Source organism: Rhizobium sp. CG4, assembly GCF_023701965.1.
In the GTDB taxonomy this organism is placed as follows: domain Bacteria; phylum Pseudomonadota; class Alphaproteobacteria; order Rhizobiales; family Rhizobiaceae; genus Agrobacterium.
This window is the reverse complement of sequence record NZ_JABAEG010000002.1, coordinates 132,091-155,000: the sequence shown is the minus strand read 5'-3', so window position 1 is coordinate 155,000 and position 22,910 is coordinate 132,091. Positions and strand designations below refer to the sequence as shown.

Sequence of the window (22,910 nt, the reverse complement as noted above, 5' to 3'; positions counted from 1 at the left end):
AGATGCTGTCCTAGAATGGTTTCAAACTCTCTGGGCGAGCTTTCTCGCAGCTTATTAGTCGATGCCAGTGTGGATATATTGTCGATTACTGAACTTGTTTTTTTCGCCTTAAGTGCTTTCCCTATGCTGCGTGTCAGGTGGCTCAAAGCACTCTTCGACACAGGCATTGCTCGCTTTGAACCAGCCTTTGCTAAATTAAACAGCGGTGCAAGTGCGAAGCTGGTTATGAAACTTTTCACGACGCCGTCGGAAAGTTCCTTCTCAGGATTGTAGAGAAAATGTTCAATGGCGTTATGTGAAAACTGCGAAAGAGCTTCTTTCGCGCCTTCCTCTGTGGATTTTCCTAAAAGGGATAAGAATGCATTGTCCAAAAAAGGAAATCTCGATTTGAAAGGCTCAGCGAACTTCCCAAAGGACAGGAGATTTAGTGGACCAACTGCCAAGCCTAGCGCTGCAGCCTGAGATTGAATCTCCTCGCTTTGTCCAGCTTTTCGGGCAGCGCTTACCCTTTTACCTCCTGATTCAGCGATAACATAAGTGCCGCCAGCAACGGGATTGACGGCAGTGAGTATAAAGGCTGGCAGCATTGATCCGGCTGCTGCGCCGAGTGTTCGTCCCATACTGTCTTCCATGCCGGGAGCGGCTGGAAAAAGTTTGTCTCCGTAATCTTGGACCGAGGCGCCTGTGCTCTGCAGCCACTGCGATACTTTCTTCAATCCGGAATTGTAATTTGGTCCAAATAACTCAAGAACTTCTTCTGGAGAGGCACCGCCGCTAATGACTTCAGAAAGCATGTTCTGGGCAAAGTCTTTGTTAATAACACTTTGATGCTTAATGTCTTCCCTCAGCCGTTGGTATTCTGCATCAGAAAGATACGCACCAAAGGCAATTCTTATTGCCAGAGCTATACGTTGAGTGTCGTCAACAGGAGTTAATACCTGCCCGGCCAACTCAACTACCATTCCCGTCGAAGAGGTTGCGTTGCCTGGCAATGCTTTAAAAAACTCTCCAGTGTGCTGCCCAAAAGTGGCGGGAGGAGATACCGTCGGCTCGCGAGATCCGGAGTCTTCAATTGCGGAAAGGTCAACTACAGCTTTCTCCCAACCCGCATAGTTTGGAAGATCGCCGTCTATCAATACTGCTTTCTCGAGATTTCCATTGCGCCAATTATTGAGCTCCGGCGCATCCGCTAGAATAGCGGCGCGTCTCGCTTCGTCTAGCTCGGACTGAAATTCATCCTCATGTCCAATCAGGAGGTAGAGCGGCGGTTGCTGTTTTCCGGTCACTTGCGCATAGTCTTGTGCGAGCTTGTGCTGTCTCATTATGACATCTGGACTTTCGTCTTCATGTCCGTTTTGGAAGTAGACCGGCCGTCCGTCGATGTATCTTACTTGGATATATTCTAGTGGCTCCGGGCGTTGCCTTGCTACGACATCTGGACTTTCGTCCACTGGTTGCGTAGCTGTAACTGGCCCGATGCTGGCTTGCGTGTTTTGCTCTTGCGTTTCCGTGTCTGGCTTATTTTCCAAAACATGCCTCTCCTGTTTAAATGAGGCATGATTACCGGTGTGATGGTTGTGGGGACGAAGGGGTGGGTATGGCAGTCGCGCGCAGTTTTATGGGCTGGTTTGCGTTATTGATTTATGCGCTGGCGACGCCGGCATTTGCGCAGTCGGCGCCGGGTGTGCCGCCAGAAGGGTACAAACCTCCAGAATTCTGGAACGGCGTGCGTGCGGGTGACAGTTACGACAAGGTCAAGTCTTTGGCCGGCTGGTATCAGTGTGGTGAGATGCCGCGACCGAAATTGTGCACTGACATCAAGGGGCCGGACAGCAAGCCTGAAGTGTACGAACTGGAGTTTCAGAATAACAAGGCATTCCTGGGTGCACATTATATTCTCAGTGCGCCGCCGCTATGGTCCACCTACAAGCGGTTTAATCCCGTGCAGGACGCCAACACCACCCTGTTGGAAATAGGTTCAAATCCAGATTTCATTGATTTTATCAGCGAGAATTACCACGGCGGGGCATCCGGTATTGTCTCCAAAGCGGCCAGACTTCTGGCACCAGAAAATGACGACAAAATTTACAGCATTACTTATGTCAATCGACCTTTTGTAACTGGAGATTACCGCGATCAAATTGCTTACCGGGAAATACTTCCTGCTGAAACGTTCGTGATGAGAGTGGAGAAGTTTCTCTGGAAATCGCAGCCAGCTACTCGTCTTCGCGTGACGTTAAGTCCTGCGGATAGGAAAATACTGTTCCCTGAATATTGCATAGACAATTGCAAATCATGGAAATTGCGCTGAAACGACAGGTACGTTGTTTAATAATGCCAAAAAATGGGGGAAGCATCGATGAGTGATATGGCTGAAGACATCACAGCAAAAAGAAATTGGAGAGCGGCACGACGCGGAGTGTTGTTGAAACTCGCTGTGTTGGCGGCTGTCTCACAACTTGTTGTCATGGTTGTCGTAGGACATGTCCCGGCCAATTATCCCAACATGGGTAGGTATCTGGGAAGTCAGGTAGGCTCGGCGATTGCTTTCTTTCTCTTCGGTTTTGTTGGCTTCCTTATCACGCGGTGTATTCGCTACCGTAGCGGCGTGGCAGATGCTGGCCTAATTACCGGCGCAATATTCACTGTCGTCAGTGCCTATGCGGCAATGCAGGGCATGCTGAATGATTAGGCACTCATTTTAAATGGCCTCGGACAGTGGTGTCCAAGGCCGTTGAATGTTGGGACGTGTTGTGTCGTCCGGGTAGGGGATTTGCGGGTATTTGTAGCCAATAGGCGCGCTACGTCCTGCTGTTATCCAAATACATCCGCCGCAACAGGTCATCCATAAATGTCCTGATGTTTTTGTTTTTGCTGATGCTATCCTTGTTTACTGCTCCCATTTCCGCAACGTAGCCGTAAAGCTCCCGCTGAAAGTCGATGACGCGCTTGTAGTCTTGCTCCGTCATGTTCGCCGGAACTTTGACAAAACCGCCATCTTCAAGTCTCTTGAATGTAGTCGCCAGAATGCGGCCATGCTCGCGCGCTTTTTGCGGGTCGCTGCGTGCCAACTCTTTCCAGCTTGTGACAATTGCCCAGTCTTCGTTGGAAAGATTTTGACGATCATTGAACAGATCAGACTGTGCAAATTCCAACGGGTCATTCGCAAATTGGCGCTGCAATTCGTAAAATCTGCGACTGGCTGTTCGTGGTTGCCCGTTTTTCTGTACCGTGTCGCTGTGTTCCTGAAGCAATTTTATGCCAAGAGGACCGATGAAAGATTGATCTTCCGGCGACATTTTCAAAGGGTCAAATCCGTCGTTTGCGGAAATCTGGGCCATGGCAGATTGCATGAGGTCTTCACGTCGAACATCAATCTTTTTCTGCGCGGTGGTGTAGTTTGTATCAATTGTTTTGCCCGTGGCGGCTCGCTCCTCGGCACCACCAATCGCGTCCAGACTTTGGCCAAGATAGGTAATTCCAGGCATATTGTAATTTGGCAGATCCACCCGCCGAGCGTCGACATTGCGGGCAGACCGAAAACTCAGCAGCTTCTGGGCTTCCTTCACCTTTGTCGACACTTGGCCAGGTTGGTCCTGTCGTCCAGCAATCATCAGAATATTGCCATTCGCATCATGACCTTGAAAAAAGCCGACCTCGGGCGAGCCTTGCTCGCCGGATACAACGACAATATCGCCTGGGCGCGGACTATTGGTTGCCACGCCAAAATTTAAAAATGTCTTGGCTGAGGTAGTCTCCGTGCCATCTGCCGAGGTCGCACCAAGAACATGATTGACGATCTCGATTGACCATGGCGTTGGCACCGTGTTGCCCGTCGCATTCTTGCTGAAGTTGGCAAGCGCTTCGAGTGCAAGATGGCGGCCCGATGTGTAACGTAGGTAATCCACTGTCGTGGTTGGGCGAAGCAGTGCAGGGCTGTCTGGCGGCAACGGCGCGCTGCTGGCAATGTCGGCGGAATTGCGCGTTGCTTTTGCATTCAACACAGCGGGTTTCATCCGCTCCTGCAGGGCAGTTTTGTCTTTTTCCAAAATGCGTTCTGAGTGATCCTGCATGTATTTTTCCGCCGCGATCGGATCTGTCTCAGCAATACGTGTGACGATCCTCGTGAATGCGTCGGACTGATACTCCGCTTTTTTCCGCTCAATGGTTTCCTTGTCCCAGTTCAGCAACGCGCCAGCTGTATCGACTGTATCCGCAACCTTTCCCAGTCTCATTTCGAGTTTACGGGGCACCAGCCTGTCTTCAACCGCATCATTGATATGACTTTCGATACTGCCGTCGAACGCGTCGATGACGGCGGTTTTCTGCTGGTCAAGGGCATGGTTGATTACCGTTCCTCCAGTGTCCCGCCGTGTCTCCTGTGAAGCCTGCTGGTAAATGGCGCGTGCGCCCGGCGGCAATCCTTTGCTGATGTCGCCATGTTTCTTCTCGGCTTCCTTTTCAAAAGCCGGCCGTGCTTGGATAGCCGCCTTGCCGGTGAGCGATAGAAAACCACCGGGACCGTGCAAAGCATTCCGGTTCCAGTTCGAAAATTCGGTCATTGCCTCTTTTGCCCTGGTCTCGTCATCAAGCTTTTTCAGGCGAAGGGCGGCTGCTTCATTGAGGTTGGTGGCTGCGGTTTCCATGCCCTTGCCAAGGGCCTGCATGCCACGGCCAATGCCCGCACCAAATGCATCGGCATCGGCGCGGGTGGTAAAATTTTCAGAATATTCAGGGCGAAGCGCAACGCGCTGTTGTGTGTCCTGGTAAAGAGGAACAGTCGGCATTTAAAACCTCACTTAATAAGACCTACTTTTACGGCGTGTTTGTAGGCATCACTGCTGCCGCCCAGAATGGTGCCGCCGGCAGACAGGAAACCTTCCTTCTTGGCGGCGCTGGCGCGCATGCGGTCCAGTGTTGCGCCGGCGCGCTGGTTGGTTGCCTGCATGTTGTAGGCATAGGCCTCGCGATGGGCATTGGTGCGAATGTTCAGCGCGTCGATCTCGCCCATTTTTGCGGTGTCGATAATCGTGTCGAGCGGAGAGCCGAAGGTCAGGTCAACGCCATTGGCGGCCATTGCGGCACGCTGGCGGCCTGCAAGCTGCGCGGTCTGCATGCGTTTCTGCTGCTCTTCCTGCTTGCCGCGCTCCAGTGCGTCCTTCGCCTGTTTGTCGGAAATTTTCGCATTCATTTCCGCAATCTGGGCGTTGTAATTACTCGCCGCCGCAGTTGCCTTTGATTGCTGAATTTGCCCCGCGGCACCCATCAGGGTGGACCCGATCATTAACGTTAGTCCAAGATCACACATCGGCTGCCTCCATTTCGAAAAGCCGGAATTGGTGCCCGCCAATGTCGACCGGCTCGAGCAGCCGGAAACCCAGCCATTCCAGCCAGCGAATGGAAACCGTGTTGCGGGCATCCACAAAGTTTCTCAGTACGGAATAACGCTGCAACAGTTGGTTTGGCCAACCGCTGGAAATGCGCAGAAAGGCGCGGAAATTTTGCTCCACCGCGTCGGTGCCCAGCAGCCAGGGTGCGCCAACACCGGCCAGAATGTTGATGTCGCCTACGCCGCCCATTACCTCCGGTTTGCCGTCGAAAAGTGCTGTCCAGCAGCAGGAGGATTTCCGGTAGGAAAAGGAGAGGGCGGCAAACGGTGTGTGGCCGGATGCGGCAAAAACCTCATCACGGTCTGCCTGGCGCATACGTGCGGCAATGCTGGCGACATGGCAGGGTGCAGCCTGGACTATCTCGACATTAGCGGCCAAGGGTCACGTCCGGCATCAAGGCAAGAATGGTCATGGGCAACGGGTCAAACTGCTTCACCCACAGGCTGCCGCTGTTGTTCCAGTCCCAATAGGGGGTAATGCGCACATCGCCGGTGTAAAGCTGAATGGCCTCGTTCCAGGCCTCGTCACGGCGTTGTTTATATTCCACCAGCTTGTCGCTGTTGCGGTCACCATCTTCCGGCCCGGTGAAAATGCCGCGTGTATTTTCCACACGCATTGTCACTTCACTCACCGTCTTGGCGCGGCCCTGCACGGTGCCAAGGCCCTGTACCTGGCCAAGGTCCAGATCCAGCGTTTCAATCGCTGCCGTCATCGGCAGGCCAATATGAACCTTGGCGGCGGCGTTCTGCAATCTCACCGTTCCACCTGTCACGGTCAGATTGCGCACCACATTGCCGTCGGCAAGCGCCACCACCTGCTGTCCTTCCAGATGGGACAGTCCGCTTATCGTCTGCGTTGGTGCGCCGCTGTAGGTCAGGCCGCAATCGACAAAAAATGCGTCTTCCACACCGCTGAAAGAACGGGAATGCAGTCGTTCTATGTAACGTTTTGTCTGGCCGTTGATGGTCCGGCGTACAATGAAATAGGGAACGTCTTCGCCGTTTTCCTCAATGACAGTCACATCTTCAAAATGGGCATCGCCGTGAGCGCCGCTTTCATGCCGTGTCCAGGCCCAAACATCCTGTTCCTTCATATAGGTCAGGGAAACCAGCGCACCGTCATCCAGCACCACCCACACAATGGAATCCGGTGCCTGGGCATAATCCCATGCGGCAATTTCCCGGTCCTTGAACAGGTGGCGGGCCAGAATGGTCAAATCCTTGCCCACATAGCTGTCCTGCGTATAGTCGTAGGAAAAATCTCTGATGACCCCGCCCAAGCGCTGCGCAAACAACACAGTGTTGCCCACGACGATTGGCTGCACACGGGCCGCACCACGGTATCCCTGGTTATCGAGCTTCAGGGCGGAGGGCGAAATCGCATCGGCCGCAGAACCGCCCGTAACGATCCATTCGGAACCGGAGGTCAACAGCAGCAGACCGCGCACTGAAATCATCGAGCGTATTTCGTTGACCTGCCGTGCACGAATACGGAAGGTCACTGCATCGCTGGCCTTGGCCGGAGACGACACGCCGAAATTCTCATAATTGGCCGATTGGCTGAGCCACACCGCCTGCGGATCATTTTTGGTGGAGGCAAAGGCCAGCCGCTGTTCGATAAAGGTCACACAACGTGGATAGCTGCCAGCCTCGTTAAACGGGTTTCGACCGGACTGGGGCGTGTCGGAAAGGTCGGGCGTGATGTTTTCATCATCAAAGGAAACACCGGTCGTGCCACCAATATAGCCATACACACCATTGTCATTGCGGTACACGATGTAACGCACTGCTTTGGGTACAGCGGTCCAGGCCACGCGGTTTATGCCACCTTGCAGTGACAGGTCGTTGACAACAGAACCGGAGGCGGAAGGCAGGCTTTCCTCACCGCTGTCTGCCACGGCGGACACTACGTAACGATAGGTGGTCGCCACATAGCCGGTCTTGCCCGCCGTATTGCCCGGTGCCGTCACGGTAATTGCGCCTGCTGGCGCATTGATCAGCGGCTTGAACTCAACCGGTGTCAGCGTCCAGTTATCGTCCGCAAGGCGGCCAAGTTTTCGCACTGGGTGGTCGACATGGCACAGGTAGAGAACATCGGCTTCCTGAACGAATACCAGATTTTTCACCTCGGCGGATGTGTAGGTCGTCGCCACTTCATAAGGGATCGCACCGGAGAGAATGAGGCCACCGTCGCGGAAAATCCGGATGTAGGTGTGGCCAAATTCCAGGACATAGGTCTGTTCGGTATTGAACTGGAATTTGATCAGCCGCGCCGATTTTGCGCTGTCGCGTATTTCGTGCACGAACTCAAATCCGGCCCGGTTGGACACGCCGCCATGCGGGTGCACAAATACATTCAGTGCCGTGCGAAGGCCGCTGGTATATTTGGCCAGATCGTTGCGGGCGCCAAGGGCAGGGGAAAGCTCACCGCCGGTGAACGAGGGTTGATAGGCGCGTAAATCAGCCATGGTTGCGCACCGTCAGGAAATCGGTAGACGTGTCGGATGTCTGGCGCACCTGGTTGACATCAGCCTGTTCGGCCGCCGCCTGCATGGTTCTGGCAATAGTCAGCGCATCAGCGCGGATCTTGGGGTCGCGCGTCAACGGCATCGCCAGTCGCACCGCCAGGTGCCAGGAAAGCGCCTCGATGAACAGCGGCGAAAACCGTGTCGGGTCCGCCAGGCGGGAGGTGTAGCGCAAAAGGCAGGGCGACAAATTGCAATACAGCGTGTCACCCTCAATCTCGTAAGGATACTGCGCTTCGCGCTCATGGTGCGCGCCGACAAAGGCCATATCCGGCGCACCGTCATCTGCCGCGTAAACCGGCCTTATCCAGCGCACCTGCAGGCAGTCGGAAGGCCGCATATAGGCATGTTGCCACACGCCCGGCTTGTCATTGGTTATCTCGCCCAAAGAAAGCGTTTTTCGTGCCGCCTTCCAGGGGTAGGATTGCAACAGCATATCGCGTGTCTGCGTATAAAACTGGTTGCAAGCGCGGGCTTCCGCGCTCTTTTCCGTTAAGTCATTGATGTTGTCTTTGCCCACATTGGAAAGGGCAAGATTGCAAATAGAAACGACCGAAGCCATGGACCAACCTCTTTTGTTGGCCCATGCTTACAAGCGCAATGGTTGTCACGCTGACATTGAGGGAAATAGAAAGTTCAAAACCGGGGCAGGGCTCCAGTCAGGCAAAAACGCAAACGTGCCAAATGAAATCGTGACCCGCTGAAAACGGGCCTGATGGGGACAGCCGCAAGCCTTGCTGTCAGACGTAATTGCCAATCTGCCCGATCTTGTACTTGATGTGCAGGTTGGGGATAACGCCAGCCGTGTGCGCTGCGCGGTAGACATCACGTGATACGTGATAAACACCGCCCCAGAACAGGAGGCAGGACAGGGTTGCAATAATGTAGACCTGTAACCGCATTTGCTTATCTTTTCTGATATCTCCGGCAGCATTGTGATGCTGTGCCGTCAATATCTCTCCTCGCCCCAATGTCAATATCTGGCGAAATCCTCCTCCCGCCAGTATTAACCAGACTCATAGCGGTTTATCGGCCAAATTGCACGAATAATATGTGCCAAATTGGCACATACTAAAGAATAGGGTTAGCGTCTAAACTTCATGCGGGCATGGTGTTAGTCGCTACACTTGCTGGTTTCGTGCCGCGTAGATGGCCTTGTTGGCGGTAACCTCAAAACGTAGCCACGCTGGCACCGGCCGACGCTGGCCTGAACACCGCCTCCAAGGTGCAGGTCTTAGATATCTTCAGCCAGCGCCGTGCAAACCTTTTCGCGTTCGACAGGGTCGCTGTGTAGCGTGGATCATAGTCATCGCTACACAGCGTGATATGGTCGTTCAGACGCCAAAATTTACGGCCAAATAGCGCAATGACAGCAAACACCGCGTGACAGAGCAGCAGAAACATTATCTTGATAAATCGAACCAAGCGTGCCTCGTGATGTCAGGGTTGCATACAGCAAAACATCAGTTTGATACGCTAAACTTGATCGCAAGTCGCCTTGCTGATCACGACGTCGCCAGCGGGCTTGCTGTCTTCTAACGTTGAAACCAGCCGCAACGTCAAGCCGATCGACAGCATGGCCTTGACGTAAGGTGTCTGGCACCAGTTTTTCTCCACGTCCCGTCTCGTTTTCTCAGACAGATTGGCGGGTACGGTGAAATGTTTGATATATGTCTTATCGCGGTAAGTGGCGTGGGTTAAGGTTACGCCATCGCCCGTCGTTTGCTGGTTCCCGGACAGTTGCCGTGTTTCGTCCGCAGCTTTTTCCTCCATTCTCTTGTCGAAGGATGTGCTCCATTCCTCGCACAATGCGGGATTGGCAGATACCTCTCCCAGGGCCTTGCCCTCGGTGTCTACAAGCACGTTCGTCCTCGTCAGGCCCAGTTCAAAAAGCAATGTTGGGCTTGTCGGACTACAGGTGTTGAACATCTGAAAATCCATGACGCTTTCACTCAGCGTGAAGTCGGTGCTCGATATCTCATAAACAGATATCAGCCGATCGGCCTCGGCCTCCATGCGTATTAACGTCATGAGATCACTGAGTTGCTGTGGCACTGGGGTTTGCAGCACAATCTGTTTCAGCATCGGTTCGAAGTCGAATCTGCCTGCCTGCCCGTTGCTGCCACTGTTGCTAACAGTGTTGCTGACAGGCTTATCAACCGTGTCACTCGCTGCGTCCTTGGCGGCGTCGCTGCTAGTATCATTTGTACTGTCAATGTTTTGGACTGCGGGTTGCTTCTGGGCAGTCTTTTTGACTGTCATGCCAGTATTATTGGCTGTCGTGCCAGTCTCGGCGGTCTGGCTAGCAACCTCCGAGAGGTGCTTTTCCATGGTTCTGCCGGTGGAAAATAACACAAGCCCGATGAAAACGATGGCTGCATTCGCAATAAACCCGCCTGAGCCAGTCTTTTTCGGGGTCATGGATTTGGCGAACAGAAGAAAGAGGTTCGCAATAGGAATAATAGAAAGAAACCACAGACCCCTCGTGTCATAGGCATCATTCGCGCGTGCCGCTGAAAATATGCCAAGCAACCCGCCAGCCAGCGCGGTACACACGAAATAGCTGCCAATTATTTGCCCGGAATAGCCGTCCCGTATCGCAGTCGGCAAATCAGTCAGGATCGAAACGCTGCCGGCCATCAAAACAAACGTAAAACCAAGCGACAGAAAATAGGGGGCTCTGTGCAGCTTCCATTCGAGTTTGGTCGCCGCGACCGCAAGCCCAGCCGAGGCCGCGAATATTACCCAGACCAGCATATAGGTGCCGGTCTCTCCCAGCGTCATTATTTGATAAGCCAGTTCTTCCATGCCGCCAGTCCCCCAATTCAAGGTTGTGGTAATGCCTTGCCTAAAAAAGTGCAAGACCTTGAAAACAATGGGCTGTTGTCTGGTGATGCGCATATGGTGTGCGGAAAAACAGCTCTTGTGTGCCGGCCGCTTCAATGCAGACCTTGCCAGGGAAATGCAGAATGGTGTGGCAGCACCGTATTAGCCGAAATAACAACGTGGTCAGCCATATTTCAGGTTGCAATGCAGATTGACTATCGCGCGATCCTGTAGTGTAGATCGGTCGTTATGCCATGTGACGACATGCGATAGGGCAAGCATGTCGCGCAAAATGCTGAGTGGTCTTAGGGCTACGGCAGTGTGCGAACAAAGAGAAATGGCGGGTTGCGCAGAAATGATCAGACGCAGCACGTTTCGAGAGAGTTGGGGGCTAAATGAAAAAGTTTGTGATGGTGCTGGCTTGCGGGCTGGCCGTTTCTTCCTGTGCTAAAAGACCTGATGCGATTGTGCCGGTGGACATTCCAATGGCCGCTTATGGCAATCTGGATTGCCAGGGACTTTCGCGCGAATACCTGCAAGAACTTGAAGTTCTGGCAACTGTATCAAAACAGCAAAATGACGCGGCCACGGGTGATGCGTTTGGCGTGTTCCTTATTGGCGTCCCAATGTCCAGCGTGGCCGGTGGAGATAAGGAAGGCAAGGTTGCTGTCGCCAAGGGCAAGGTTAATGCGCTTGAATCCAGCATGAAAGCTAAAGGCTGCAACGTACCTGCTGCGCCGAAGTCTAAAGGCACAAGACCTGCGACGCACAGGACTTAAGATCTGCCATTGGCAATGACGGGCGATGGATTGCAACGCAAATTCATGCCCGTTTACCGCCGGCTGTTTCATTCATTTGGGCTGGTTTCCCTTATATTCGTTAGTCTTGATGCCTGCGACACCGCGTTTCCGAGCAGGAAAATTCCGCGTGATCTCCCCCTTTACAGGTCCCGATAAAAAGCTAATGTATGCAACTTAAGGGCGATTTATTATTGTCGAAAAAGGTTGTTTACGTGTATTTGAGATTTGTGCGCCAGACATCAATGCCGGGAGCGAGAAGCCGTGAAGGCTTTTTTGTTGCCGCATATGAATTGTCCAGAAACACCAATCTGGATGAAACCACATATAACCACGTCACCGAACTTCTCGTGTGGTTTGGCGGAAATCTCGCGGCACCCAAAAAGTTCAGCCGCACCACCTCAAAAGGGCATTACCGCCGCATGGACACGCCGGGCCTCAGCTGGTTCAAGCCGAGCGCGCAGCTGCATGTGAAAAAGGCATTTGAACTGAAAGCCTTGCTGGATGAACACGGCCACGCAATCGAGGTCCTCAAGGCCCGCCGCCCGGGTTATGTGGTGTTTGAAGACAGGCACCAGATCGTGGCCGAACCTTTTGCGGATGACCACTGGTTTGCGTAACACATCGCGTTGGTTGGGTATTAGCTGGTGGGTGAGGTCACGCTGAAATAGGCGACAAAGTCCGGGTCGCTGACCCTGTTTCCGGCATCGTCGGTATAGATGCCCGGTTCTGCTCTTTCAAAAACTTCAAGCAACGGCGGCAGGTTGAATTCATCTTCTTCGTCATCACTTTCGGGCTTGAGTGTTATGCCCATGTGGCGATCAACGGTTCTAATGTAGCCGTGAATTTGCTGTTCTCTGGTCACTTTGCCGTCCGGTTCCCGGTAGGTAATGCCAATAACAACCAATGACCCAAGCAGCTCGTCGGCAAACTCCTGATCCCAGTCGTCATCCGTATCTTCCGTATCGTCGGTATCAACCCAGCCTTCGCGCGACATTCCAGATTCCTGTTTTCTGTGCAGCTATATAGGGTTGCATGGTTGCTTGAATTGATCAACCTCTGCGGTTTCAACACCGCCAACGCTCATGCCCGGTTGTTTGCATGTTCTGGCCGGGATAACAAGTCCAGCTGCAATTAGGATAATGCAATGCCTCCACTTTCGATCCAGCCCCGCATCAAACTGTCCCGTCTAAGGGACATCGGCTGGACCCATTGGGATCCGATCGGCCTGCTGGTCGAGGGAAAACACTGGGATGACGAGGATGCAAAACCGTTTGCAGATGAATATGACAGCTATCTGATTGCTGCTGCGGGAATGATTAGACGTGGCGCGCCAGACCAGGAGGTCGTAGCCTTCCTGCTGCAGATCGAAACCGATCATATGGCGCTGACAGAACAGCCAGATAGTCTCGCCAGAGCAAAAGCAACCGTGGTCGCCATCAAGGCCGATGATGAACTCTGGACATATCCCGAATAAACAACTCCTTTGCCGGGGCAGATTGCCTAAAACGGCTTAAGGCCAACCAGCAGCACGATCACGGCCTCAAGCACGATTATGGCCGGTGCCGCATGTCGCAAAGTGCCGGGCAGGGTGCGCCCAGGGTCGGCCACAAGACGACGCAAATTGCCGGACAGCGTGCCGTGTATTCCTGACAGGACAAACACCAGGATAAATTTGGTAATGAACCAGCCGCTGGAATACCAGCCACCCATGAATGCCAGTGTCAGCCCCAGTGCCCAAACGGCAAACATGGCCGGTGTGGTCACACGCCGGTCCCAACGGTGAATGGCGGCGAAAAACGCCGGATTGCGTTGCGCACTGTCAGTGCCGGCGGAACGCAGCGTTACCGCAACAACCAGCATGCCGCCCGTCCACAGAATGACGGCAATGATATGCAGAACCCGCAGCCACAAATAGTCCATTGCCCACCACCTTCAAACCGCACCTGTAAGCATCGCCTGTCGGCGCGCTAACATACGCTCATTCATAAAAGCGCCAAAGTGTCTCATCGCCGCGTGGCATATTCCGAACTCATGCGGTCGAAAGTTTGCGCCACGTCGCGCACGCCGGTGTGCATCATCTCAAGAAATTTGACTTGTGTTTCACTGTCGGATTTTTCCGGCAGGAATTTTTTGTGAATGAGTATTGTGAGTGCAGCCCATGTAATGGTCACGTCGCTATCAAGAACCTGTCTTCCATGTTTCTTGGCTTCGTAGTTGCGCACTTGTCCCAGCACATTCTCTACTTGCCTGAGATCATCGATCGTCATCACGGTCAGTTTCTGGCCATGCCGTTTGATGAAACCCTTGACCTTTTGTTCGGTACTTTTGACTTCCAGCAACATGTCGACGAGTGCCTGATATTGTTTTGTATAACGAAAGTCAGGACCACATGCTTGGTCAAAAAATGACACAGCGCAGAGATAGGCCAGTTGGCATGTCAGCTTCTCCAGAATGAACTGTCGCATACGCGCCATTTCTCTCGTCGTCTGGTGTTGGCTGTCGAGACCACCATCGTCTTTCAGAGAGGGGATAACCTCTGGCAATGCCTCCAGAAAATGCGCGCGTAAACGCGTGACACTTGGAAAACCGACTGCCGCCTGCGCATTCAGCAAATGCAAATACGTCTCGTGTGCGATGAAAATCGTCTCGCCAGGCTCGATCTGATCCGACGCGCCAGGCTCGACCTGATCCAACACGGCAAGCTTGACCTGATCCGAGGCACTAAGCTTTGGAAGTTCGGGAAGGTATTTGTGGTAAGAATCCCGCAGCAGCAGCGCGTTCGTCAATGCCAGCATCATCCAGCAGAACAGGCCAAGCGACATATATGTGAATTCGTAGCGTAAGGTGACAATGGCTCCAAGCCCGCCCGCAGCCACAGTCCATAGTACAAACCTGCGGTCGACTGGAGATGTCTTGTTTTTCCTGGCCCACAAAATCGGCAGGATTGGGCCGGAATTCAACAACGGCCACACCAGCGGAAGCGCTGAATAGCTCTCTGGTCCCCAGATTTCGCCAGCGATCAAGTAAGCTAATTGCAAACTCAGGACAGCCCATGCTGCCATGATGAGATAACTAACGTTTACATTCCCGACATTAAACATTCCGCCCCCAAAGTCTCTCATCGCCGCACCGCATATTCCGAACTCATGCGCAAGAAGGTTTGACCTACCTCGCGCATACCGGTCCGCATCATCTCGAACATCTTGGTCTGCGTGTCACTGTCGAGTTTTTCCGGCAGGAATTGTCTGTGAACGAGTATTGTACGTGCAGCCCATGTCACGGTCAGGTCACTATCAAGAACCTGTCTTCCATGTTCCTTGGCGTCGTCGTTGCGCACTTGTCCCAGCACATGCTCCACTTCCCTGAGATCATCAATCGTCATCACGGTCAGTTTCTTGCCACGCCGTTTGATGACACCTTTGACCTCTTGTTCGGTGCTTTTGATCTGCAGCAACATTTTGACGAGCGCCTGATATTGTTTCTTGCCGCGAAAGTCAGGACCACATACCCGGTCAAAAAACGAGATGGCGCAGAGATAGGCCAGTTGGTACGTCAACTTTTCCAGCATGAATTGGCGCATACGGGCCATCTCTCTCGTCGTCTGGTGTGGGCTGTTGAGACCACCATCGTCCTTGAGAGAGGGGATAACCTCTGGCAATGCCTCCAGAAAATGCGCGCGTAAACGCATGACACTTGGAAAACCGACAGCTGCCTGAGCACTGAGCAAATGCAGATATTTTTCGTACTCGGTGACGATTTTCTCGAGATGCTCTGTATTTTCCAGTGCTTTAACGAGCTTCTCCAATTCCAACTGGATTATGTAGTCATTCCCTTTCGGCCATTGCAGCGCGCACATGAATGCCATCATCATCCAGCCGAAAAGGCCAATGGCCGTATAGATAAATTCGTAGCGCAGGGCGACAATGGCTCCAAGCCCACCCAAACCGACAATCCACATTACAAACTGCCGACCGGCAGGGGTTTTCAGGTCGGTACTTATCCAGAGAACCGGCATCAAAGGACCGGACATTAGGCCCAACCATATCCAGAACTTCGCAATGGAACTGTCTGGGCCCCAGTTTTCGATGGCGATGAGGTGAGCCAAAAGCAAACTCAGGACAGCCCATGCTGCCGTGATGAGATAACCAACCTTTACATTCCCGGCTTTAAACATTCCGCCCCCAAGCTGCTCTCGGGCAATATGAAGGCTGCTCCTTACAAATTCGGAAACATTGCAAGGGTTTACGCACCACAGCTCGCACATGCCTTTGGCAAAATCCCATGCCAGAATGGTAAAAGGCCCGCATTGCTGCGAGCCTCATTGTCTGGTTCACGCCGTCGTTCTGGCCTTGGCTCAGAACGATACTTTCCAGGCAGTTTTCACCCAAAGGCTTGGGTCGTTGCCCTGTGTGGAGGCATTCAGCATGAAGGTGGCTGTGCCGCCTGCCACGTCAAATTCCGCACCCACGCCGCCGCGCAGCCACACCCGGTCAGTATCCTGCCCATCAAAGCTGAAGCCGGACAGGCCGATGATTTCGCCTGTGGTGCCTGCCGTCTTGTCTTCAAAGCGGTAGGCCACTTCACCACGTGTCAGCACGCGGAACTGGTCATTCAACGGTGTTACACCGTCGACACCCAAACGCCATACAGTCGCATGGTCTGTGCTTTCGTCGAAACGGGCAGGGAAGCCACCACCGGTTTCGGTGTAGGCATCCATGCGGCTGTGGGCATAGGTCAGGCTGGTATAGGGCGTCATGCTGGTGTCTTGCAGCTTGAAAGCGTCCAGCCAGTCAAACCGCACACGGGCCGCCCAGCTATCCACATCGGTCTTGCCCTGCGAATAATCCAGCGCGCCGCCATTGAGATAACCGCGATCGATATGCAGGCTGGAAGAACCGTAGTAACCGCTGACGGTGGCATAAATCGCGCCAGTAACCGGCAATGTCACCTCAGGAGAAATGAACAGACCCTTCTGGTTGAAGTCGCCACCGGCCTCAAGGTTCTGGTCGGTGTAAAGGCCACCGGCCGCAATGCGCGCGGTAATGCCACCTTCAAAACCATAGGCATAGGTCAGGTCGGTAATCACAAGGCCGCCATTGGATACGTCACTCTTGTCATAACCGCCATCGGTGCTGATCTGCAGATACTGCCTGCCAGCGTCCAGACGGTTGCGCATTGGGTCACCATGCAGGCCGTTCAGCGCGGTGCTCGCCTGGTCAAGGCTGGTGCGGGCAGAAGGGGAACCAGAAAGGCTGCGTGCAAACTGCTCGACATCGATGATGCCGGATCCGGAACGGGCAATATACGCCGACGAATATTCTGTCGTGCCGACAATCACTGTTCCATCGGCGCTGATGCCTGTCGCATTCTGCGTGAAGTCGTGGGACACGCTGACACCGCTATCGCGCAACCACTCTTCAACGGTAATCATCTGGGTTTGTTCGGTCCAGACAAAACCTCTGTTCTGATCATCGGTGGCGGATTCGCCGACAATAATGGAACCGTCCTTGCTAAGTGCATTGGCTTTCGAGAAATGTCCGCCTTCAAGCGTGCCGAGGCTTTCCATTGTGCCGCCTTGCGTCCAGCGAAAAGCACGGTAATTATCACTTGTATTTGCCAAGCCAACGACAACAGATCCATCGCTACTGATCGCCTTGGCAGAGGACGAATACCCGGTTTGCAGACCGCCCAAATCCTGCATGCCACCCTCCGTTGTCCATCGGAAGGCATGGTTCACATTGTCATTGTTTTCAGCCTCACCAACGATGAAAAGTCCATTGTCGCTGATGCCGAGGGCTTTGGAGTTGCCTGAATTGTCGGTTCTAAGTGTGCCGAGCGGCGTTACTGTGCCACCACCGTCAGTGGTCCAGAGAAATGCACCTGAGTAACCGCCAATGTCTTGGTAACCGACAACGGCCGAGCCATCACCGCTGACACCAAATGCAAACGACGTATGTGCGTTAATGCCAGTCAAAGTTTGAATGCCACCGTCTGCCGTCCAGCGAAATGCAATATTGCCAGACTGCCCGACAATGACCGAACCGTCTGCACTTGCGGCATAAGCTGCTGAGCCTAAGGGTGCGAGGCCGGTTATTCCATCTGCTGCCGTCCAGCGGAACGCGTTACCTACCGAGCTGCCGACGACAGTCTTGCCATCCGCGCTGATGCCATTAGGACTTGCGTGGTTCCCAACAAGTGCACCAAGCTCCTCATAACCATCTGGCTCTGGTACTGTGCCGGGAGCAGCTGCCCACGCAGGCGCCATGGTCGCGCCAAGAGACAGAGCCGTGGTGCGGCCAAAGTCAGGAGAAATCTGTGCTGTGCCGCGGAGTGGCGGCTTTTATGGCGGGCGGCGGCGGGCGCGGTGCGGCTCATGAAATGTCCCTAGGAGTTATTTTGCGAAATAAACGACAATCGTAACGCGCAGGACATACTCGAATCATGCGTTTTGATTGTAATTTTCACTCTTTGGGTTGTGAAGCTTAACTCAGGCTTGTGGGCGATTTATTTTACAGCATTTGCGTTGTGCCGCGGTCTGCTTTGGCGCCGGCCACTTTATAGTCCGCGTTGCTTGGTTTGTCTGTAAATTCTGTTGGCGGCACGCCGTCAGCACAACTCAAGCAGGAACCTGAAAGGCGAAATAGGCGGTTGAGCATGCAACCGCCTCATCATTTCGTCAGACCGAACGCGTCAAACCACCATCCACCTTCAGGTTCTGGCCGGTAATGTAACCGGCGCCTTCGGAAACGAGGAAGGAGATCGTCGCGGCAATTTCCGCACTTGTGCCGTAACGTTTCATAGGCACGGCATCGCGGCGCTGTTCTGTGGCAGGCAGGCTGTCGATCCAGCCCGGCAGCACGTTGTTGATGCGGATGTTGTCAGCCGCGTAAGTGTCTGCATAGATCTTGGTGTAGGAGGCAAGACCGGCACGGAACACCGCAGAGGTCGGGAACATCGCCGCCGGTTCAAATGCCCATGCGGTCGAAATATTGACGATTGCGCCAGACTTCTGTGCCTGCATGATCGGGGTGACCAGTCGCACCGGGCGGATCACATTCATCAGGTACACATCAAGTCCGGTGTGCCATTGTTCATCGGTAATTTCGGTGATTGCCGCACGCGGCCCGTGGCCGGCACTGTTGACCAGCGCATCGACACGGCCCCATTTTTCCATGGTCGCATCGACCAGTCGTTTCAGGTCGTCATTGGACTGGTTGGAACCGGTCACGCCAATGCCGCCCAGTTCAGCGGCCAGTGCCTCGCCCTTACCGGAGGAGGAAAGAATGGCAACCTTGTAGCCATCGGCAGCAAGCCGTCTTGCCGCTTCTGCTCCCATGCCACTGCCGCCAGCGGTGATAATTGCCGTTTTTTCTACTGCCATGGTCGTTTTCCTTCCAGAACATGCGTGTTCATTGATATCAGTTGAAATGAGTTTTATCATTGTAAAGCTTGGGCGAGCCAATCAGTTCTTTTGAATTTTGACTGTAGAAAATCTATCGTATGAACAATCCATCCGGAAAACTTCCCTCGTTAAATGGCCTCAAAGCCTTTGAGGCCGCCGCACGCCATTTGAACTTTCGCCTCGCTGCGGAAGAACTGGGCGTGACGCAGGGCGCGGTTGCCCAGCAGGTGCGCGGGTTGGAGGCCGAGCTTGGTCTACAATTGTTCGAGCGGTTGCCGCGCACGCTGGCGCTGACGGGGGAAGGGCGCGCCTACATTGCCGATATCAGGCGGGCCTTTGAAATCATCACCCGCGCAACGGCGGACCTGCGCCCGCAACCGGTGCGGCTGGCCATCAGCACGACGCCGACGTTTGCTTCCAAATGGCTCATTCCACGCCTGCCGGAACTGACGGCTCGCCACCCGGAACTGGATATCCACATCGTCGCGACGGACCGTATATTGAATTTCCAGATTGATGGTGTTGATCTGGCCGTCCGCCACGGCGTGCCGCCCTTCGGGCCGGGGCTGGCGTCTCAACTGCTCTTCCGCCAGGAAATCATTGCGGCCTGTAGCCCGCTTGTCCTGCGGGAGCGCGGCGCACCCGCCACCATCGCTGATCTCTCCGCTTTTGCGCTGTTGCAGGACGCCCATAATTTCTGGCCGGAATTTATCGAACAGCATTTTGGTGCCGCCGCCGCTCCACATGACATGCAGGCTTTCCGCCGCATCAGCTTCAACCAGACATCGCATGCCATTGACGCGGCGGTGGCCGGGCAGGGCATCGTGCTTGCCACGCGCAATTTCATCACAACCGATCTCGTGGAAAAACGTCTGGTGCAGATTGGCCAGTGGGTGCTGCAAGGCCCATCGGATTTCTATCTCGTCTGGCCAAGACACCGCAAATCGGACGCCCTGGATGCGGTGAAAAACTGGATGATCTTAGCCGCCCAGTTGGCAGAATAGGCACCTCCAGCAATCAACACTTACCCGTTCGACAAACTACATATTTTTCCCAGTGTTGACTCATGGTTAGGCGCCATACTATATGCCGCCATATGGATATGCTTGAACAAAAACACGTGAGTCTACTGGAAGAGGCAGAGCGCCGTGGCCAACCAGGCCTTGGCAATATGCGATTGTGTTTTGAGGTGTTGTCGCTGGCCTCGGCCATTGACCGCTCTTGCGCGGTACGCCTTGCCGAGCACAACCTGTCGGAAGGCAAGTTCGTCTTGCTGTTCCTGCTGCGGGATTTGCCAGAAGGGTTGGCGCCACACGAACTGGCAGAGCGCGCTGGCGTCACCCGCGCCACCATTACCGGCCTCCTGGACGGGCTGGAGCGTGATGGATATCTCGCCCGCCACCACGATGCCAAGGACCGTCGCAAGATCTCGGTGCGGCTCAGCGTCAAAGGCCAGACACTGGCCGATCAGCTGTTTGATGAGCACAGCCGCTGGATCGCCTCACTGTTCGCCGCGCTGGACGCGCAGGAGCGGGCGCTGCTGGGCGGTCTGCTGCAACGGGTCTGGCGCACGCTGGACAATCCGGCTGCGGATAGTGACGTCAAGGAAACCGGTATAACGCCATGACGTCAGGTAAAACGGCAAAGCGGGTCGCCGATATCGGCCCGTCGCGGCTTGCTGCGCTGAATTCCGGCATGGCGGAAGCAACAACACTGACTGAATGTCTGGCGGTTGATTTTGCAGCACTCCTTGAAGCTGCTTTGCCTGACATGGGGCAGGGCGCGCTTGACCAGATGCGACACGCCGCCAAAGACGGCATTTCAAAACGTATGCCGCTCGCGGCGCGCCTGATCCTTGCTCGTTACGGCTCTCAAAAGGCCGACGAGCTTTCCCATCACCCATCCGATACGCTGCGTGGCTGGGCCTGTTTTATGGTCGGGGCGGTTGAAGGCCACGGCTTGCCACAGCGGCTGGACATGATCCGCCCCCTGGCAGACGACCCCCATTTCGGTGTCCGTGAATGGGCATGGATGGCGCTTCGCCCGCATGTCGTGGCCGATCTCGAAAACGCCATCACGCTGCTGACCGGTTGGACGGCCGAGCCGTCGGATCGTTTGCGGCGTTTTGCCAGCGAATTGACCCGGCCGCGTGGTGTCTGGTGCGCGCATATTGCCGCGCTGCGGGCCTCACCGGAATTGGCAATGCCAATCCTCGAACCCTTGCGCGCTGATCCCGCTCCATACGTGCAGGATTCCGTCGGCAACTGGCTGAACGATGCCAGCAAAGACCGGCCGGAATGGGTGCAGGCACTCTGCGCCCGCTGGCAGGCAGAGGGACCGTCACCCGCTACCATCAAGATCTGCAAACGTGCCCTGCGGTCCATCACCAGCAAGGCACGACATCAAGACCACACACAAAGGATATCGGTCATGACCCACTATCTCGCCGAACTTTATTCGCCAAAACCGCAATGGCTGGCGCTGGATCAGGCAGCCCGCTTGCAGTTCTTTGAAGCTGTGGGTGCCGGTCTGCAGGCACTGTCGGAATTGGGCGTTGAGGCCATCACGCTTGGCCAGACAGATGCCACCACGCTGCATGGCACGCAGCACACGTTCCTTGCGCTGTGGCGCGCGCCTGATGCGCAGGCCATCGAGGCATTGATCTCGGGCATCGCCGCCTCAGGCTGGCACGACTATTTCGACACCATCAATGCCAGCAGTGCGCAAGGCGATTTTCCCAGCCATCTGGCCCAGTTGATCGCAGCGTAAGGCCAAAAAAAAGCAGCCACTTCGGCTGCTTTTCTTGTTCTTGGCTGTCAGCGCCGTATTATTCTGCGGCCGGAAAAAGCGGGTTGTCCGCCAGCGTTTCCGGCAGAAACTCGCGTTTGACACCCTCATGGATCAGCGTCTGCGCCGCATCCCATAGGCGGCTCGAGGCTTTGCCAATTGGCGTCTTGCGCTCCAGCACCAGATCCCGGTGTACGCCGGGCGAATGCCATGTGCCACCGCTGGTGAAGAAATTGTGCAGCAGCGGCTGCAACCGGTCTATGGCGCGGGCAAAACGGGCGTCTGCCGTTGTGCGGGCTTCAAACTCGTCCCAATAGGCGCGAAACTCGGTGCACTGGTCGTCCGGCAGCAGGCCAAACAGCCGGTCGGCCGCCAGCTTTTCGCGCTCTTCCTGATCCTGCATCGCCACAGAGTCATAAATGAACGTGTCACCGGCATCGATCTCGACAACGTCGTGGATCAGGATCATTTTCAACACGCGCGTCAGGTCGATTGTCTCATCGGCATATTCGGCAAGAATGACCGCCATCATCGCCAGCTGCCAGGTATGCTCGGCGTCGTTTTCGCGCCGGGAAATATCCAGCAGCGGCGTTCTGCGCAGCACGGTTTTCAGCTTTTCAACTTCAAGAATGAAGCGTAGCTGCTTGGCCAGCCGGGCATCGCCAAACAATGCCTCCATGTCGGCATCGTCAAGCGACAGCGGTTTCAGTTTGGGATCGAAAGTCATGCATCACCTTGAATGTTTGCGCAGCAAGTAGGGGCAGGGCCATTGGCCAGATTTGGCGACCAAAAACTGGAGCCTATTCCTTGATTTCAATCTCTGCTTCAATGGCCGCAGCAATAAAGGCAAGCCTTGCTTCTTCAACCGTCTTTTTGCCTTTCAGCGCTGCTTCAATAACCAGCAGCGCCTTGTCCAGCGCTTCGCCTTCCTCCAGCGGCCAGTCTTCAATCAGCGCCCAGGATGCTTCCTGAAGGTTGCTGATGGTGGTGAATTTGCCTGGTTCTTCCAGTGCCAAAGTCACGCTCTTGTTCCAGTTTTTGCTCATCGGGTGGCCTCCAGTCTGATTTGAAATGCCCCATAGCATTGAATGGCAGTCGTGACGATGGGCAGCATTTTGACTGGATTATATTCTTTTACTGGAAAATGCCGCCATCATGTGAGCAAGCGATCATGTACGGGG

Annotated in this window: 24 protein-coding genes; 9 read left to right on the top strand and 15 right to left on the bottom strand. The window is 54.5% G+C overall.

Annotation, left to right across the window (positions count from 1 at the left end):
* Positions 1–15: 15 nt before the first annotated feature.
* The 3 genes from HGO37_RS05890 to HGO37_RS05880 all read left to right on the top strand — a co-directional run bounded on the left by HGO37_RS05890 (position 16) and on the right by HGO37_RS05880 (position 2,692).
* The gene (locus HGO37_RS05890) at positions 16–273 is read left to right on the top strand and encodes a hypothetical protein (protein WP_250982566.1); all 258 of its coding nucleotides are present in this window, start codon (positions 16–18) and stop codon (positions 271–273) included.
* 1,324 nt (positions 274–1,597) lie between these two features.
* Positions 1,598–2,311 (top strand): hypothetical protein, encoded by a 714-nt coding sequence (locus tag HGO37_RS05885; RefSeq protein WP_250982565.1) that lies wholly within the window; start codon positions 1,598–1,600, stop codon positions 2,309–2,311.
* Positions 2,312–2,359: 48 nt separating this feature from the next.
* Positions 2,360–2,692 (top strand): hypothetical protein, encoded by a 333-nt coding sequence (locus HGO37_RS05880; RefSeq protein ID WP_250982564.1) that lies wholly within the window; start codon positions 2,360–2,362, stop codon positions 2,690–2,692.
* A gap of 109 nt (positions 2,693–2,801) precedes the next feature.
* Here the strand turns inward: HGO37_RS05880 and HGO37_RS05875 are convergent, their stop codons facing one another.
* The 7 genes from HGO37_RS05875 to HGO37_RS05845 all read right to left on the bottom strand — a co-directional run bounded on the left by HGO37_RS05875 (position 2,802) and on the right by HGO37_RS05845 (position 10,722).
* Positions 2,802–4,787, bottom strand: a complete 1,986-nt coding sequence (locus HGO37_RS05875) for a C40 family peptidase (RefSeq protein WP_250982563.1) — start codon at positions 4,785–4,787, stop codon at positions 2,802–2,804.
* An 8-nt stretch (positions 4,788–4,795) separates the two neighbouring features.
* Positions 4,796–5,284 (bottom strand): virion core protein, T7 gp14 family, encoded by a 489-nt coding sequence (locus tag HGO37_RS05870; RefSeq protein WP_250982562.1) that lies wholly within the window; start codon positions 5,282–5,284, stop codon positions 4,796–4,798.
* A gap of 16 nt (positions 5,285–5,300) precedes the next feature.
* The gene (locus HGO37_RS05865; RefSeq protein ID WP_250982561.1) at positions 5,301–5,768 is read right to left on the bottom strand and encodes a hypothetical protein; all 468 of its coding nucleotides are present in this window, start codon (positions 5,766–5,768) and stop codon (positions 5,301–5,303) included.
* A complete protein-coding gene (locus HGO37_RS05860; RefSeq protein WP_250982560.1) occupies positions 5,758–7,857 on the bottom strand; it encodes a phage tail protein in 2,100 nt (699 codons plus the stop codon). The genes HGO37_RS05865 and HGO37_RS05860 overlap by 11 nt, the downstream gene beginning before the upstream one ends.
* Positions 7,850–8,476 (bottom strand): phage connector family protein, encoded by a 627-nt coding sequence (locus HGO37_RS05855; protein ID WP_250982559.1) that lies wholly within the window; start codon positions 8,474–8,476, stop codon positions 7,850–7,852. The genes HGO37_RS05860 and HGO37_RS05855 overlap by 8 nt, the downstream gene beginning before the upstream one ends.
* Before the next feature lie 178 nt (positions 8,477–8,654).
* Positions 8,655–8,867, bottom strand: a complete 213-nt coding sequence (locus tag HGO37_RS05850; RefSeq protein WP_192491286.1) for a hypothetical protein — start codon at positions 8,865–8,867, stop codon at positions 8,655–8,657.
* A gap of 523 nt (positions 8,868–9,390) precedes the next feature.
* A complete protein-coding gene (locus HGO37_RS05845) occupies positions 9,391–10,722 on the bottom strand; it encodes a hypothetical protein (protein WP_250982558.1) in 1,332 nt (443 codons plus the stop codon).
* Positions 10,723–11,135: 413 nt separating this feature from the next.
* Between HGO37_RS05845 and HGO37_RS05840 the strand changes: the two genes are divergently transcribed.
* A complete protein-coding gene (locus HGO37_RS05840) occupies positions 11,136–11,519 on the top strand; it encodes a hypothetical protein (protein WP_250982557.1) in 384 nt (127 codons plus the stop codon).
* Between the two features lie 233 nt (positions 11,520–11,752).
* Positions 11,753–12,157 (top strand): hypothetical protein, encoded by a 405-nt coding sequence (locus tag HGO37_RS05835; protein WP_192491289.1) that lies wholly within the window; start codon positions 11,753–11,755, stop codon positions 12,155–12,157.
* A 20-nt stretch (positions 12,158–12,177) separates the two neighbouring features.
* On the opposite strand, the gene HGO37_RS05830 is transcribed toward HGO37_RS05835, so the two are convergent.
* The gene (locus tag HGO37_RS05830; protein ID WP_250982556.1) at positions 12,178–12,534 is read right to left on the bottom strand and encodes a hypothetical protein; all 357 of its coding nucleotides are present in this window, start codon (positions 12,532–12,534) and stop codon (positions 12,178–12,180) included.
* 150 nt (positions 12,535–12,684) lie between these two features.
* Between HGO37_RS05830 and HGO37_RS05825 the strand changes: the two genes are divergently transcribed.
* Complete coding sequence (locus HGO37_RS05825) at positions 12,685–13,014, top strand: hypothetical protein (RefSeq protein ID WP_250982555.1); 330 nt, start codon at positions 12,685–12,687, stop codon at positions 13,012–13,014.
* Positions 13,015–13,040: 26 nt separating this feature from the next.
* Here HGO37_RS05825 and HGO37_RS05820 read toward each other — a convergent pair whose 3' ends face one another.
* The 5 genes from HGO37_RS05820 to HGO37_RS05800 all read right to left on the bottom strand — a co-directional run bounded on the left by HGO37_RS05820 (position 13,041) and on the right by HGO37_RS05800 (position 18,921).
* Positions 13,041–13,460 (bottom strand): CopD family protein, encoded by a 420-nt coding sequence (locus HGO37_RS05820; RefSeq protein ID WP_250982554.1) that lies wholly within the window; start codon positions 13,458–13,460, stop codon positions 13,041–13,043.
* A gap of 83 nt (positions 13,461–13,543) precedes the next feature.
* The gene (locus tag HGO37_RS05815) at positions 13,544–14,641 is read right to left on the bottom strand and encodes a hypothetical protein (protein WP_250982553.1); all 1,098 of its coding nucleotides are present in this window, start codon (positions 14,639–14,641) and stop codon (positions 13,544–13,546) included.
* Between the two features lie 17 nt (positions 14,642–14,658).
* Positions 14,659–15,714, bottom strand: coding sequence for a hypothetical protein (locus HGO37_RS05810; RefSeq protein ID WP_250982552.1), 1,056 nt, complete (start codon positions 15,712–15,714; stop codon positions 14,659–14,661).
* 180 nt (positions 15,715–15,894) lie between these two features.
* Entirely contained in the window at positions 15,895–17,805 is a 1,911-nt protein-coding gene (locus tag HGO37_RS05805) for an autotransporter domain-containing protein (RefSeq protein ID WP_250982551.1), read from the bottom strand.
* A gap of 411 nt (positions 17,806–18,216) precedes the next feature.
* Entirely contained in the window at positions 18,217–18,921 is a 705-nt protein-coding gene (locus tag HGO37_RS05800; protein ID WP_250982550.1) for an SDR family oxidoreductase, read from the bottom strand.
* Positions 18,922–19,040: 119 nt separating this feature from the next.
* On the opposite strand from HGO37_RS05800, the gene HGO37_RS05795 reads away from it, so the two are divergent.
* The 3 genes from HGO37_RS05795 to HGO37_RS05785 all read left to right on the top strand — a co-directional run bounded on the left by HGO37_RS05795 (position 19,041) and on the right by HGO37_RS05785 (position 21,711).
* Positions 19,041–19,946, top strand: coding sequence for a LysR substrate-binding domain-containing protein (locus HGO37_RS05795; protein WP_250982549.1), 906 nt, complete (start codon positions 19,041–19,043; stop codon positions 19,944–19,946).
* A gap of 92 nt (positions 19,947–20,038) precedes the next feature.
* On the top strand, positions 20,039–20,569 hold the full coding sequence (locus HGO37_RS05790; protein ID WP_250982548.1) for a MarR family winged helix-turn-helix transcriptional regulator: 531 nt from the start codon (positions 20,039–20,041) through the stop codon (positions 20,567–20,569).
* Entirely contained in the window at positions 20,566–21,711 is a 1,146-nt protein-coding gene (locus tag HGO37_RS05785; protein ID WP_352230551.1) for a DUF6616 family protein, read from the top strand. Before HGO37_RS05790 ends, HGO37_RS05785 begins: the two co-directional genes overlap by 4 nt.
* A gap of 58 nt (positions 21,712–21,769) precedes the next feature.
* Here the strand turns inward: HGO37_RS05785 and HGO37_RS05775 are convergent, their stop codons facing one another.
* Positions 21,770–22,456 carry an HD domain-containing protein gene (locus HGO37_RS05775; RefSeq protein WP_250982547.1) on the bottom strand — a complete coding sequence of 229 codons (687 nt, stop codon included), beginning with the start codon at positions 22,454–22,456 and terminating at the stop codon, positions 21,770–21,772.
* A 73-nt stretch (positions 22,457–22,529) separates the two neighbouring features.
* Positions 22,530–22,775, bottom strand: coding sequence for a DUF982 domain-containing protein (locus HGO37_RS05770; RefSeq protein ID WP_192491301.1), 246 nt, complete (start codon positions 22,773–22,775; stop codon positions 22,530–22,532).
* Between the last annotated feature and the right edge of the window lie 135 nt (positions 22,776–22,910).

Bases quoted from the DNA above. Each gene is read 5' to 3' on its own strand.
- HGO37_RS05875 (WP_250982563.1), bottom strand. From the start codon at position 4,787: ATGCCGACTGTTCCTCTTTACCAGGACACACAACAGCGCGTTGCGCTT.
- HGO37_RS05795 (WP_250982549.1), top strand. From the start codon at position 19,041: ATGAACAATCCATCCGGAAAACTTCCCTCGTTAAATGGCCTCAAAGCC.
- HGO37_RS05885 (WP_250982565.1), top strand. From the start codon at position 1,598: ATGGCAGTCGCGCGCAGTTTTATGGGCTGGTTTGCGTTATTGATTTAT.
- HGO37_RS05825 (WP_250982555.1), top strand. From the start codon at position 12,685: ATGCCTCCACTTTCGATCCAGCCCCGCATCAAACTGTCCCGTCTAAGG.
- HGO37_RS05820 (WP_250982554.1), bottom strand. From the start codon at position 13,460: ATGGACTATTTGTGGCTGCGGGTTCTGCATATCATTGCCGTCATTCTG.
- HGO37_RS05860 (WP_250982560.1), bottom strand. From the start codon at position 7,857: ATGGCTGATTTACGCGCCTATCAACCCTCGTTCACCGGCGGTGAGCTT.
- HGO37_RS05840 (WP_250982557.1), top strand. From the start codon at position 11,136: ATGAAAAAGTTTGTGATGGTGCTGGCTTGCGGGCTGGCCGTTTCTTCC.
- HGO37_RS05770 (WP_192491301.1), bottom strand. From the start codon at position 22,775: ATGAGCAAAAACTGGAACAAGAGCGTGACTTTGGCACTGGAAGAACCA.
- HGO37_RS05880 (WP_250982564.1), top strand. From the start codon at position 2,360: ATGAGTGATATGGCTGAAGACATCACAGCAAAAAGAAATTGGAGAGCG.
- HGO37_RS05805 (WP_250982551.1), bottom strand. From the start codon at position 17,805: ATGGCGCCTGCGTGGGCAGCTGCTCCCGGCACAGTACCAGAGCCAGAT.
- HGO37_RS05815 (WP_250982553.1), bottom strand. From the start codon at position 14,641: ATGTTTAATGTCGGGAATGTAAACGTTAGTTATCTCATCATGGCAGCA.
- HGO37_RS05810 (WP_250982552.1), bottom strand. From the start codon at position 15,714: ATGTTTAAAGCCGGGAATGTAAAGGTTGGTTATCTCATCACGGCAGCA.
- HGO37_RS05785 (WP_352230551.1), top strand. From the start codon at position 20,566: ATGACGTCAGGTAAAACGGCAAAGCGGGTCGCCGATATCGGCCCGTCG.
- HGO37_RS05855 (WP_250982559.1), bottom strand. From the start codon at position 8,476: ATGGCTTCGGTCGTTTCTATTTGCAATCTTGCCCTTTCCAATGTGGGC.
- HGO37_RS05845 (WP_250982558.1), bottom strand. From the start codon at position 10,722: ATGGAAGAACTGGCTTATCAAATAATGACGCTGGGAGAGACCGGCACC.
- HGO37_RS05800 (WP_250982550.1), bottom strand. From the start codon at position 18,921: ATGGCAGTAGAAAAAACGGCAATTATCACCGCTGGCGGCAGTGGCATG.
- HGO37_RS05775 (WP_250982547.1), bottom strand. From the start codon at position 22,456: ATGACTTTCGATCCCAAACTGAAACCGCTGTCGCTTGACGATGCCGAC.
- HGO37_RS05790 (WP_250982548.1), top strand. From the start codon at position 20,039: ATGGATATGCTTGAACAAAAACACGTGAGTCTACTGGAAGAGGCAGAG.
- HGO37_RS05830 (WP_250982556.1), bottom strand. From the start codon at position 12,534: ATGTCGCGCGAAGGCTGGGTTGATACCGACGATACGGAAGATACGGAT.
- HGO37_RS05890 (WP_250982566.1), top strand. From the start codon at position 16: ATGGTTTCAAACTCTCTGGGCGAGCTTTCTCGCAGCTTATTAGTCGAT.
- HGO37_RS05870 (WP_250982562.1), bottom strand. From the start codon at position 5,284: ATGATCGGGTCCACCCTGATGGGTGCCGCGGGGCAAATTCAGCAATCA.